Source organism: Pseudonocardia xinjiangensis, from assembly GCF_012911925.1.
Classification (GTDB): domain Bacteria; phylum Actinomycetota; class Actinomycetes; order Mycobacteriales; family Pseudonocardiaceae; genus Pseudonocardia; species Pseudonocardia xinjiangensis.
In genome coordinates this window covers 1-12,562 of the sequence record NZ_JAAXKY010000187.1, presented here as the reverse complement: position 1 = coordinate 12,562, position 12,562 = coordinate 1, and the positions used below count along the sequence as shown (strand labels likewise).

At 72.3% G+C, this 12,562-nt stretch carries 9 protein-coding genes and 1 pseudogene; 6 read left to right on the top strand and 4 right to left on the bottom strand.

Annotated elements, in window-relative coordinates; all coding sequences use genetic code 11:
* Together HF577_RS33480 and HF577_RS33475 are read left to right on the top strand one after the other, a co-directional pair.
* Positions 1-191, top strand: a pseudogene (locus tag HF577_RS33480) (hypothetical protein); the annotation flags it as partial.
* 3 nt (positions 192-194) lie between these two features.
* The gene (locus HF577_RS33475; RefSeq protein WP_169400008.1) at positions 195-821 is read left to right on the top strand and encodes a class F sortase; all 627 of its coding nucleotides are present in this window, start codon (positions 195-197) and stop codon (positions 819-821) included.
* A gap of 113 nt (positions 822-934) precedes the next feature.
* Here the strand turns inward: HF577_RS33475 and HF577_RS33470 are convergent, their stop codons facing one another.
* Positions 935-1,852 carry an LLM class flavin-dependent oxidoreductase gene (locus HF577_RS33470; protein WP_169400007.1) on the bottom strand — a complete coding sequence of 306 codons (918 nt, stop codon included), beginning with the start codon at positions 1,850-1,852 and terminating at the stop codon, positions 935-937.
* A gap of 250 nt (positions 1,853-2,102) precedes the next feature.
* Between HF577_RS33470 and HF577_RS33465 the strand changes: the two genes are divergently transcribed.
* Positions 2,103-2,717 (top strand): DUF6518 family protein, encoded by a 615-nt coding sequence (locus HF577_RS33465; RefSeq protein ID WP_169400006.1) that lies wholly within the window; start codon positions 2,103-2,105, stop codon positions 2,715-2,717.
* An 11-nt stretch (positions 2,718-2,728) separates the two neighbouring features.
* Here the strand turns inward: HF577_RS33465 and HF577_RS33460 are convergent, their stop codons facing one another.
* Positions 2,729-4,615 carry a transglycosylase domain-containing protein gene (locus HF577_RS33460; protein WP_169400005.1) on the bottom strand — a complete coding sequence of 629 codons (1,887 nt, stop codon included), beginning with the start codon at positions 4,613-4,615 and terminating at the stop codon, positions 2,729-2,731.
* A gap of 212 nt (positions 4,616-4,827) precedes the next feature.
* Between HF577_RS33460 and HF577_RS33455 the strand changes: the two genes are divergently transcribed.
* The 3 genes from HF577_RS33455 to mreB all read left to right on the top strand — a co-directional run bounded on the left by HF577_RS33455 (position 4,828) and on the right by mreB (position 8,884).
* Complete coding sequence (locus HF577_RS33455) at positions 4,828-6,054, top strand: PP2C family protein-serine/threonine phosphatase (RefSeq protein ID WP_169400004.1); 1,227 nt, start codon at positions 4,828-4,830, stop codon at positions 6,052-6,054.
* A gap of 367 nt (positions 6,055-6,421) precedes the next feature.
* Complete coding sequence (locus tag HF577_RS33450; RefSeq protein WP_169400003.1) at positions 6,422-7,765, top strand: MFS transporter; 1,344 nt, start codon at positions 6,422-6,424, stop codon at positions 7,763-7,765.
* 123 nt (positions 7,766-7,888) lie between these two features.
* Positions 7,889-8,884: a rod shape-determining protein gene (gene mreB, locus HF577_RS33445; RefSeq protein ID WP_169400002.1), complete on the top strand. Its 996-nt coding sequence runs from the start codon at positions 7,889-7,891 to the stop codon at positions 8,882-8,884.
* 107 nt (positions 8,885-8,991) lie between these two features.
* On the opposite strand, the gene HF577_RS33440 is transcribed toward mreB, so the two are convergent.
* The gene (locus HF577_RS33440; RefSeq protein ID WP_312859549.1) at positions 8,992-11,949 is read right to left on the bottom strand and encodes an FtsW/RodA/SpoVE family cell cycle protein; all 2,958 of its coding nucleotides are present in this window, start codon (positions 11,947-11,949) and stop codon (positions 8,992-8,994) included.
* 22 nt (positions 11,950-11,971) lie between these two features.
* On the bottom strand, positions 11,972-12,562 hold a 591-nt coding region (locus HF577_RS33435), incomplete at its 5' end, for a hypothetical protein (RefSeq protein ID WP_211175242.1).

Sequence of the window (12,562 nt, the reverse complement as noted above, 5' to 3'; positions counted from 1 at the left end):
CCCCCGCCCCCAGCGACGGCGACGACGACAGCGGCCAGGTGCGGGTGGTGCCCGAGGGTGCCGTCGACACCGGCGACGGCTCGACCGTCGGCGACCCGATGACCGGCCCGGCCCTCCTCGCCCTCGCCGGCCTGGCGGCTGTCAGCACGGCTGCCGCGGCCACGACCTGGGCCGGACGCCGGTCCAGCTGAGCCATGGCCAACCGCACGCACCACCACCCCCGCCGGACCGCACGCCTGGCGGGGGTGGTGGCGATGAGCCTGGCGCTGCTGGCCGGATGCGCCGGCCCCGGCAGCGCGCCGGCCCCGGCACCGGCAGCCCCGGCGGCGCCCGCTCCGGCTCCCGCTCCCGGCTCCGGTGCGGCCGTGCTCCCCGCGTCCCACCCCACGCGGCTGCAGATCCCGTCGATCGACGTCGATGCCCGCGGCGTCATCGACCTCGGGCTCCAGGCCGACCGGACGATGGAGGTTCCCGCCGACGGCACGACCGTCGGCTGGTACACCGGGTCACCGACCCCGGGCGAGCTCGGACCAGCCGTGCTCGCCGCGCACGTCGACTGGAACCACGAGAAGGGCGTCTTCTACGACATCCACCGCCTCGAGCCCGGTGACCCGATCACCGTCGAGCGGGCCGACGGGTCCTCCGCGGTCTTCGAGGTGCAGCGGGTGGAGCAGTACCCGAAGGACGACTTCCCCACCCAGGCGGTGTACGGCGACGTCCAACGCGCCGAGCTGCGGCTGATCACCTGCGGCGGCGAGCTCGACCGCGCGGCGCGCAGCTACCGCGACAACATCGTCGTGTACGCGGCGCTCGTGGCCTGACGACGTAGGGCCATGCGACGGGCCGGGCGAGATCGACCTGAGCGGGGTCACGTCCGCCCCCAACCCCCACCAGGTCGACCTCGCGCGATCGGGTCTGGCGCCGACCGGCCTGGTCAGCAGAGTTCCCGTGTCGCCTCGTGGAGCAGATCGAGCTCCTCGACGTCGAGGCTCGTCGGCTCCAGGATGAGCGTGAGCTCGCGCCCGTCGGCCGCGGTGAACGCGGCGAGGCGGTCGGCGCACTGCTCGGGCGTGCCGTGGATGACCGAACGCTCGACGTCGAACGCCGGGCCGTAGTAGCGCTGCCAGTGGCGCCGGGCGCGGTCCAGGGCCACCCGGCCGTCGCGGTGGACGCTCACCCCCTGCACCTTCGTGATGCCGAGCCGGTCCGGGTCGCGGCCGCTCGCCTCCGCCCGTTCCCGGATCGTCCTGATGCCGGCGAGGAACTCGGCGGTGGTGAAGTGGCCGCTGGCGACCCACCCGTCGGCCACCAGGGCAAGGCGGTTCAGCATCGCCTCGCTCCGGGCGCCGAAGTACACCGGCAACGGGTCCTGGAGCGGCTTCGGCCGGACGCTCGCACCCGTCAGGTGGTGGTAGCGCCCGGCGTGGTCGACGCCGTCCTCGCGCCAGAGCCTGCGGGCGATCGTGACGTTCTCCAGCAGCCGTCCCAACCGCTGCTGGATGGGCACGCCGAGGCTGGCGAACTCGTCGGGCGTGCCGCCGAGCGCCACCCCCAGCACCAGTCGTCCGCCGGAGAGCCGGTCGACGGTGGCAGCGCTCTTCGCCAGATGCACCGGATGGAGGTAGGCGGCCAGCACCACCGCTGTCCCCAGCCGTACCCGGTGGGTCTGGCCGGCGACCCAGCTCAGCAGGTCCAGCGGTTGCAGGACGTCGGTGTGGTGGAAGACGTGGTCGCCGACCCAGATCGACTCGAAGCCGAGCGCTTCGGCGCGCTGCACGAAAGCGCGCAGCTCCGCCGGGTCGGGCGCGTCGGCCGACGGGATCCGGACACCGACGTTCACCGTGGCGGTCACTCCTGGTCCCGCCGCCGGGCGGACCTCGTCGCTCGACCCAACACACCCTCCTCGCCGCGTGATCAGGATGATCATCATGGCGCAGTGGATGGCGGTGCGGCCACCGTGTGCGATCAGCCGGCGATGCCGCCGAGCTCCTGCACGACCGGGACTCGCGCACATCGTCGGCTGCCGGTCCGCAGACATTGTGGCAACACTCCGGCTCCGACACTGCCCCTCGGAACAGTCCGCCCGACCGAGGGATGCATTCATGGAAACGGCCCTCGCGCCGCCTGCGTCGACGATCCGCCCGCTGCTCGGTGTCGGCTGCGCCGGACTGCTCTCGGGTGTACTCGGCGCACTCGCACGTGACGACGAGACGCTACGGCCACTGGCCCATCTGATCGGCCCCTGGATCCTGCTGGCCGTGGTGGTCAGTGCCGGGCAGCGGCCCGAACGGGCCGCGGTGCGGAGCGCGCTCGGCCTGGTGGCGGCCGTCGTCGCGTTCTACGCGGGCACCGGCCAGCCGTCCTCGCTGCGCGCCGGTCAGATGGCGCTGTGGTGCGTGCTGGCCCTGCTCGGCGGGCCCGCGCTCGGCCTGCTCTTCCACCGGATCGGGCGCCACGGGCCGTCGGCCGTCGTCGGAACCGCCTCCGCGCTCGGCCTGCTGATCGGCGACGTCCTCAACGAGCTCGACAGGTTCGGGTCCGTCGTGACGCTGTACCTCTTCGCTCTCCTGTCCATCGGCACGGTTCTCGCGCTCAGCCGGCCGACCTGGCGCCGGTTCCTGGTCGTCCTCGTGCTCACGCTGCCCGCGTCCGCGATCGGGCTGGCGCTGGTCGCCGCCCCCGACGACCTCGAGAAGCTGCTCCTCACCGGCTTCTGAGCAACCGGCGGTCAGGGCCCTTCCGTCGGCTGCCGCCGGGTCGGAGTGCCGGAGGGGAGATCCGGCGCGGGCTCACCGATCGGCCGGAAGGGGCCGAAGGGCAGCTGCGGGGCCGTCGCCATGACGTCGCGCCACACCCTGCCCGGCAGCGTGCTGCCGGTGATCGAGGTGGCCGACGACGTGCGCAGTGGCGAGTTGCGGTCCGTCCCGATCCACACGGCTGTGGCCATGGCGGGGGTGAACCCGCCGAACCACGCGTCGTTGGTCTCGCCCGCGATGCGGGACGGCACGGTGCCCGGCGCGGCCGCGACGGGGGTACCGATGCCCAGCCCCCGGTACGCCGCCACGTCGAGCATCGTCTCGGCGACGTTGCGCGCCACCTGCTCGCCGAACCGCCGGTCGCCCGCCGAGGCGCCGTCCGCCCCGGCGTCGTAGAGCAGCCTCCCGTCGCCGTCGACCACCCGGGCCACGACGTGCGGCGCGTGCCAGACCCCGCCGTCGGCGAGGGTCGCGTAGGCCGACGCGAGCTCGAGCGGGGTCACCTCCTTGTTCCCCAGCGCGAGCCGCTCGTCGGGGTGGTCGAGCGGTGAGGTGATCCCGGCGGCGCGCGCCGCGGCGGCGACCTGCTCGGGTCCGAGCCGCAGGGCCAGCTTCAGGAACACGGCGTTGTTGGAGATCGTCATCGCGCGTGTGACGTCACAGCGCGGGCAGTCGGCGCCATCGGCGCCGGGCCGGCCCGACGGTTCGGTGCCGTCGTAGACCTGGCCGATCGGGGCAGGCGGGTCGTGGAGCAGCGCCGCCAGCACCGCGAACGGCTTGAACGTCGACCCGGCCTGTTTGCGGACCTGCGCGTAGTCCAGCCCGACCCCGTCGTCCCCGCCGTAGTAGGCCCGGATCCCCCCGGTCGCCGCGTCGACGGTGACCACTGCGGCCCGTAGCTCGTCCGGCTGACCCGCGAACGCCCGCCGCACCGCGGCCACCGCGGCGCCCTGCTGACCCCGGTCGATCGTCGTGGTGATCCGCAGACCGTCCTGGGCGACCTCCCGATCCGTGATGCCCAGCGACTCGAGCTCGGACTTCACGGAGTCGATGATGTGCCCGCGCTCGTCACCGAAGGATCCGCTGGACGGCAGCCGCCGCGGCTGCGTGGCCGGGAACCGGCTGCTGCTCCGCTCGGCCGCGGACAGCCAGCCCTGCGAGGCCATCCCGTCCATGACGAACTCCCACCGCTGCGTCGCCTTCTCCAGGTCCAGGGCCGGGTCCCAGCGCGACGGCCCCTGGATCACCCCGGCGAGCAGCGCCCCCTCCGCGGCCCCCAGGTCGGTGACGTGCTTGCCGAAGTAGGCCTGCGCGGCGGCCTCGATGCCGTACGCGCCGCGGCCGAAGTAGATCGTGTTGAGGTAGTCGGTGAGGATGTCGTCCTTCGACCGCTGCTGCACGAGCTTCACCGAGACGATCAGCTCCCGGTACTTCCGCCACAGCGAGATGTCGTTGCCCACCAGCGCGTTCTTCACGTACTGCTGGGTGATCGTCGAACCGCCGCCGTCACCACCCCGGAGCTGGTTCCACACCGCACGCAGGATGCCGGTGAGATCGAAGCCCGGGTTCGAGTAGAACGAGCGGTCCTCCGCCGCGAGCACGGCGTGGCGCACCGGCACCGGGATCTGCGCGAGCTGGACCTTGGTGCGGTTGCCCGCCTCCGGCACGAGCCGGGTGAGCTCGCTGCCGTCGGAGTAGGAGATCAGGGCGACCTGGTTGTTGACCGCCTCGTCCACGTCGGGCACCGGGAACACCAGCCAGCCGATGACGAACGCGAGCAGCGGGGCGAGCAGCAGCGCGGCGGTCCCGCCGAGCAGGACCCGCCGGAGGTGACGCCGGATCCATCCCAGATCTCCCATGAGCCCTCCCGGTAGTGGGCGCGCACAGTCGGCGGCGACCCGGTGACCAGGGAGAGCGCAACAGGGCCGCTGTTGCGGCGATGTCGTCTCGTTTCCATACGTTTTCGCAAATGCGCGCCGGCGTTCGTCCCTTCGGACCACTGGCCGTTGGCAGAGCGCAGCCTTCTCGAAGCAGCGATCATCGCTTCCGGACCGACCGCTAAGGTCGTCAGGTGTCGACAGGAGATACGACGCCCGATGCGTCGGAGGAGCGGTTGCGCCGCATAGAGGCAGTCACCGCAGCCGATCTCGCGCATCTCGACGTCGAGGATCTCCTCGGTGTCCTCCTCCAGCGCGTACGCACACTTCTCGCCGTCGATACCGCGGCCGTCCTCCTGCTCGACTCCTCCGGCAGCCACCTCGTCGCCACGGCCGCGCAGGGCATCGAGGAAGAGGTCCAGCAGGGGGTGCGCATCCCACTCGGGAAGGGCTTCGCCGGTCGCATCGCGGCCGAGAAACAACCCGTCGTCCTCGACGACGTCAACCCCACCAACGTGCACAACCCGCTCCTGCTGAGGCGGGGTATCCGCTCGATGCTCGGAGTGCCGCTGCTCAGCGGGGGCAACGTCCTGGGCGTCCTCCACGTCGGGACCCTGACTCCACGTCAGTTCACCGACGACGACCGCAGCCTGCTGCAGCTCGTCGGCGACCGCGTCGCCCTGGCCACCCGGGCACGCATCTCGCACGCCGAGCGCACCGCCGCGAGCGCGCTGCAGCGCAGCCTCCTGCCCGCCGAGCTGCCCACGGTGCCCGGTCTGGAGTTCGCCGCCCGCTACGTCCCGGGCGACGGTGAGGTCGGCGGCGACTGGTACGACGTCTTCCTGCTGCCGTCCGGCCGCCTGTGCATCGTCATGGGCGACGTCGCGGGCCGCGGACTTCCGGCGGCCGTCACGATGGGCAGGCTGCGCACCGTCGTCCGGACCTGCGCGCTGGATCTCGAGGATCCGGCCGAGCTGCTGTCCAAGGTCGACGAGCACGTCCGGCACTTCGAGCCGACCACGATGACCACGGTTCTCTGCGCGATGATCGATCCCGAGCACCGGACCCTGAAGATCTCCACCGCAGGCCATCCCCCACCGGTGCTGGCGCGGCCCGACGCGGATGCCGAGCTCCTCGACCTCTACCACGACCTGCCGCTCGGCGTCGCCACCGCGCGACCCCGGCACACCGCCGAGGTCGCCCTGGCCCCGGGGACCAGCATCTGCTTCTACACCGACGGCCTCGTCGAACGCCGGAACGCGTCGCTCGACGCCGGATTCGACCGGCTCCGCCACGCCATGGTTCCCGAGCGGGCGGAGGCGGCCTGCGCGGCAATCATGCTCCAGATGGTCGGCCGCGAGCAGGTCCACGACGACATCGCCATCCTCACGGTCTCCCGGGACCACGCTCCCCCGACCTGAGGCCCGGCCGAGGGCCAGGGCGACTCGCGGGACGAAACCGGGCGACTCGCGCGACAGGAACGGGCGACTCGCGGGGCAGGAACGGGCAACTCGCGGGGGGCCCCGCGAGTCGCCCGGTTTCCGTCCGTGAGTCGCCCGGTTTCCGCCCGCGAGTCGCCCGGTTTCCGCCCGCGAGTCGCCCGTACCGCGGGCCACTAATGCGGGAATTACCGGTTACGCCGTAATTGCCGGAATAGCCAAACAGTTCGGCCGCCATTCTTGACACCGGCATCCAGTGATCGGACTATTTCTGTTCGCGGTGATTCGGTCGGAGGTCGGGCCGGCACCGGCGGTCCACAGCACGGTTCGATGGACACAGGAGTCTGCGATGAGCACCGACACACCAACGACGCTGTTCAGGTCACAGCGCCGACGGGCCGTGGTCGCCAGTACGGTCGGCACGTCGATCGAGTGGTACGACTTCTTCCTGTACGGAACTGCCGCAGCACTGGTGTTCCCGCATGTCTTCTTTCCGGGGCAGAGTCCCTATATCGGGGTGCTCGCCTCGTTCGGCACCCAGTTCGTCGGTTTCGCGGCCCGGCCGATCGGAGCGGCGATCTTCGGGCACTACGGCGACCGGATCGGCCGCAAGGCCACCCTCGTCACGACATTGATGATCATGGGTGTGTGCACGGCGCTGATCGGGGTGCTGCCTGCGGAGGCGACCATCGGGATCGCCGCACCGATCCTGCTCACCGTGCTGCGCCTGCTGCAGGGCATCGCGGTCGGCGGTGAGTGGGGCGGCTCCGTGCTGCTGGCCATGGAATGGGGATCCGACAAGCGCCGCGGGTTCATGGCGAGCTGGCCGCAGCTCGGCGTCCCGATCGGGCTGCTGCTCTCCACCGCGATGGTGCAGCTGATGTCGGCGACCACGGGCCCGGAGTTCCTGACGTGGGGCTGGCGGGTGCCGTTCCTGGTCAGCCTGGTGCTCGTGGCCATCGGGCTCTACGTCCGGCTGCAGGTGCTGGAGAGCCCGGCCTTCACCCGGGTGAAGGAGACCCGCTCGGTGGTGCGGGTGCCCGTCGTGGAGGCGTTCCGGCACCAGTGGCGGGAGATCCTGACGTCCGCCTTCGTCCGGATGTCGGAGCAGGCGCCCTTCTACCTCTTCGTGACGTTCGTCCTCACCTACGGCACCCAGCAGCTGCAGCTGTCGCGCGCGGGCCTGCTCACCGACACGCTCATCGCGGCCGCGATCGGGTTCATCAGCGTTCCGCTGTTCGGCTACCTGTCCGACCTCATCGGACGCCGGATGATGTACGGGATCGGGATCGTGTGCACGGGCGTCTTCGCCTTCCCGTACTTCGGGCTGCTGAACACGCGGGTGGCCGGTCTCGTGCTGCTCGCGATCGTGGTGTCGTTGATCTTCCACGACATGCAGTACGGCCCGCAGGGCGCTCTCATCGCCGAGAGCTTCGGTGCCAACATCCGCTACAGCGGCGCCGGCATCGGCTACCAGCTGGCATCCGTCGTCGCGGGCGGGCCGGCCCCGCTGATTGCGGCGGCCATCCTCCAGAACACCGGATCGAGCACCGGGATCGCCCTCTACATCGTGGGCTGTTGCGTCGTCTCCTTCGTCGCGCTGCTGTTCATGCCCCGCACCACAGCCGCGTCCCCGCCACCCGGAGAGGCGGACCGGCCGGCGCATGCACCCGGGGGGTCGGCGCTCGCCTGACGGTCGCCCGGAGCCCCGGTCGGCGCACTTACTCGGAGTAAGGCAGCCGATCAGTGGCTGGACCAAACGGCCGCCGGGACACAGACTCAGAGGCCGGGGGGTCCACTCGCATGGGGAGGATCCGTGGCTCAGTTCGGGATTGATCTCGGAACTGCGAACACCGTGGTGTGCAACGAGTCGCACGGCGTCGTGTTCGACGAGCCGTCAGTGCTCCTGCGGCGCAACGGAGCCAAGCGCCGGGGGCGCCCGGTCGCGATCGGGCAGGAGGCTTCCGAGCTGCTCGGGCGGGTCCCCGCAGGGCTCTCCGCGCTGCGCCCGCTGCAGGACGGCGTCATCACCGACCTGGACACGGCGCGGACGTTCCTGCACGCGGTGGTGCGGCGGGCCGCCCGGCATCCGTGGCAGCGCCCCTATGCGCGGGTGGCCATCGGCGTGCCCTCCGGGGCCACCGAGCTGGAACGCCTCGCGTTGCTCGAGGCTGCCGACGAGGCCGGGATCAGGGGCGCCATCACCGTCGACGAGCCGATCGCCGGTGCCGTCGGCTGCGGCGTGGATCCCATGGAACGGCGCGTGCACCTGGTGGTGGACGTCGGCGGCGGCACGGCCGAGGTCACGGCGTTCTGCTTCGGCGGGGTGCTCACGTCCCGGTCCTGCCGGGTGGCGGGCGACGAGATGACCGTGGCGGTCTACCGGTACCTGCGCGAGCACCACCACCTCGTCGTGGGCGAGCACACCGCGGAGGACCTCAAGATCCGGATCGGGTACGAGACCGAGCCCAGCGTGGTCGTGCCGGGGCGCGACGCCGCGTCGGGCCACGCCAGGCTGGCGACGGTGCCGCTCGCGGAGATCGTGAAGGTCATCGAACCCATCACGGAGTCGATCGTCGAGACGCTCGCGGCGTGCCTGGACGACCTGCCACCGGAGGCATCGCGGGACGTGCTGGCCGACGGCATGCTCCTGATCGGGGGGGCCTCGCTCACCCGCGGGTTCGCCCAGCGGCTCGAACGGGCTTTCGGGTTCCCCGTGAAGCTGGCCGAGAACCCGCTGACCTGCGTGGCCGAGGGGGCGGCGAGTTGCCTGCGCAACCCGAGCGTGACCGCGGCCTACGGCTGGAACTGACGCCCGCGGCCACCCGACTTGCAGCAAAGCCACTTTCACGCAACGTGGTTGCATGAAAGTGGCTTTGCTGCGATCAGCAGGGGTGCTCGCCGCCGGCTCGGGCGGGATCACCCCCCGGCGGCGGGGTCCTGCACGGGGTCGGTGGCGAGCACCTCGGCCTCGTTGTCGTGGAAGTAGCGCAGTCCCTCGGTGATGAGGCCCTTCACGCTGTTGCCCCCGGTGCCCGGACCCTGGACGACCGCGGTCATGACCACCCTCGGGTCGGGCATCGGCGCCGCTGCCGACAGCCAGTTGTCGTAGCTGTCGGCGGACAAGCTCCCGTCCTGCGCGGTCCCGGTCTTGGCCCCCACCGCGAAGGGCAGGCCGGAGAGGCCGGTGGCGGTACCGCCGGTCACCACGGCGCGCATCCCGTCCCGGACCGGGCCGAGCTTGTCGGCGAACGGCACCGGGGTCGGCGCCGGGGCGGGCAGCGCCGCGTAGACGCCCCCGCTGGTCCCGGTGGCCATGCCCAGCCGCGGGGTCACCATCTGGCCGGTGGCCACACCCGCGGTCCACAGGGCGTTCTGCAGGGGGGTGACCTGCAGGTAGCCCTGTCCGATGCCGAGGATCACCGTCGACCCTCCGTACCAGGTGCCGCCGTCGGCGGCCACGCTCTCCGGCGTGCCGATGTAGCCCGGGGACTCGCCGGGCAGGTCGATGCCGGTCCGCTTGCCCACGCCGAGGGCGTGCGCCGCCTCGATGATCGGGCCCGGGCCGAGGGCGTGCGCGAGCTTGTAGAAGTAGACGTCGTTCGACCAGGCGATGGAGTCGACCAGGTTCATGGGGCCCATCGGCTTCCAGTTGCCGAAGGTGTGGCCCCCGAGGGTGAAGCTACCTCCGGTCGGGATCACCCGCTCGGGCGGGATCACGGGGTTGACCACCGCAGCCGCGGCCACCACCAGCTTGAACGTCGAGCCCGGCGGGAGCGCCGCCTGGCTCGAGTGCTCCAGCATGGGATGGCCGGGGGCGTTCGCGAGCGCCCGCAGGCCGCCCGCGTCGACCGGCGGGCCGTACACGTTGTTGTCGTAGGACGGGGCGCTGGCGAGCGCGAGAATCTGCCCGTTGCGCGGGTCCATGGCCAGCGCCGCCCCCACCGCCTGCGGGCTGCGCTGCGCCCGGAGCGCGGCTTCGATGCCGGTGGAGAGCCGCTGCTGCAGCCCGAGGTCGAGGGAGAGCCGCAGGTCGGCTCCGGGCACGGGGTCCACCCGCTCACCCATCACGACGGGGACGCCGGTGGGCGTCACGTACACGCACTGCCGCCCGTTCACGCCCCGCAGCACCGAGTCGTACTGCTGCTCCAGGCCGGCCCGCCCGACGATCTCGCCGGGCGGCAGGTTCGGCCACCGCTGGGTGTCGGTCGGGGTCGCGATGCCGGCGAACCCGATGACGGGGCCGAGGAGGGCGCCGGTGGGATAGGTGCGCCGCGCCTCCGGGATGACGAGCACGCCGGGGATCCCGGCCGCCGTGACCGTGTCTCCCACCCGCCGGGGGACCTCCGCCACCGGGAGGGAGAGGGTGGTGTCGGGCGCGGCGTCGAGGGCGGCGCGCACCGCGTCGGTGGGCTGCCCGACGAGGGAGGCGAGGCGGGCGACGTCGTCCGGGCGGGAGCGCACCAGCGCCGGCACGGCGACGACCTCGGCGACGGCGTTCTCCGCGGCCGAGGAGCTCACCGCGAGCGGCGCTCCGTGCCGGTCGGTGATGGTCCCCCGCTCGGCCGGGAGCCGGATGCACCGCGTCATCTGGTCCTCCCCGGCGGCCGCCAACTCGTGGCCACGCTCGGTCTGCAGGTTCCATCCGTAGAGCCCGAACAACACGAGCAGCACGGTGGACGCGAGCGCGATCAGCCGCATCAGCCGCGGACGGCGGCGGCGCCAGCCCGGCACCGTCCACAGCCGGCGGCGGGCTCCTTCGCGCCGGATCCCGAGGGCGACTCCGAGCGCGGCGAGGTGCACCAGCAGGGCCGTGCCCCCGTAGCTGAGCAGCGGGAACGGCACACCGGCCAGCGGGAGGAGGCCCAGGTTGCCTCCGACGGACACGATGATCCCCACCCCGAGCAGTACCGCGAGGCCGCCCGCGACCAGCGCACCGTGCGGCCTGCGCGGCACCCGGCTGGCGAGCGCGAGCCGCCACACCAGCACGATCGCCGCGACGAGCACCACGCCGCCGGTGACCAGGCCGAACTGCTCGACGACGCTGGCCAGCGCGAGGTCGGTCTCCTTCTCGGGCAGGTACTGGGCGAGCAGGGGGGCGAGGGGGTCACCCGAGCGGCCGAAGAGCGATCCCGAGCCGACGGCGATGTGTGCCTGCCGCACCGCCCACCCCGCGCCGGTCGGCGACTCGTGCGAGCCGACGAGGAAGCTGCCGAGCCGCTCCAGCTGGTAGGGGTGGAGGAAGCCGACGGCCAGCGGCGCCACGACGAGGGCGGCCGCGAACAGGGGCAGGATGATCCGGGCGGGGATCCGCCCGATGATCAGCATCGCCACGGTGAGGAGGATCAGCAGCATGGTGGTGCTGAGGTCCGGCTGCATCGCCGTGAAGCCGATCGGCACCAGCGCGAGCCCGATCGCGAGGACGAAGCGCTGCCACGCCGGCCGCTGCGACCCGAGCACGGCGGCGAGCACGAGCAGCAGCCCGAGCTTGGCCAGCTCGGAGGGCTGGAACGTGAAGCCGCCGATCCCGATCCACCGCGTCGCGCCGTTGAACGTCTGGCCGGCGACCTCCACGGCCGCCAGGAGGACCACGGCGGCGACGTAGGTGACCCAGCCGAGCGCCGTCAGCAGTGTCGAGCGGAACCGCCAGAAGGCCGCCAGCAGGACGACCCCGCCCGCGGCGATGACTGCCTGCCGCGCGGCCATCTCGAAACCGTCCACGGCGTCGAGGTTGGCCAGCCCGATGGCCACCAGAACGAGCGCCGCGATGATGGCCAGCACGTCCATCGTGACGCCGCCGGTGTCCTTGCGTTTCGCCGGCTGATGGCTGTTGGGCTCCTCCGACGCCGGGTGGTCACCATGCTCCACGATCAGCACGACATCGCCTCCTCATCGGTGGTCAGCGCGACGGTTCGGCCACGGGTGACCCGCAGTCGGCGTCGGCCGGGACGAGCAGGGGAGCGCTGGCCGCGATGGCCGGCTGTTGTGTCACGGCGAGCACGGCGAGGGCGTCGCCCTTCGGGAGCGTGACGGTGACGACCGCATCGGCCCGGTCGCCCTCGGCCGGCACCGTGACGGTGCCACCGGGCACGGTCGACCTCGCCTCGGTGCACCGGTCGACGACCTGGAACGCCCACGTGACGGTCTGGGGTTCGGCCCGTGGCGCCACCACGACCTGCAGCCGGACCCCGCACGCCGCGTTCGGTGCGCACCTGTTGACCGCCCGGAGGTCGACTCCCGTGACCGGGCCCGCGGCAGGTGGCTCCACGGGCACGACGGGCGGCAGGGCCGGCGCGCTGGTCGACGCCGGCGATCCCGACCGACCGGCCTCGAGTACGGCCTCGATGTTGCGGGTGATGCCGTCGCGCAGGAAGCTGATCTCGATCATGATCGCCGCGACCAGCACCACGAGGGAGAGCACCCACTTCCAGCTGCGGGCCACGACCGTCCGCGCGATCGACCGGGACCGGCCCTGCGGGCGCAACGGTCG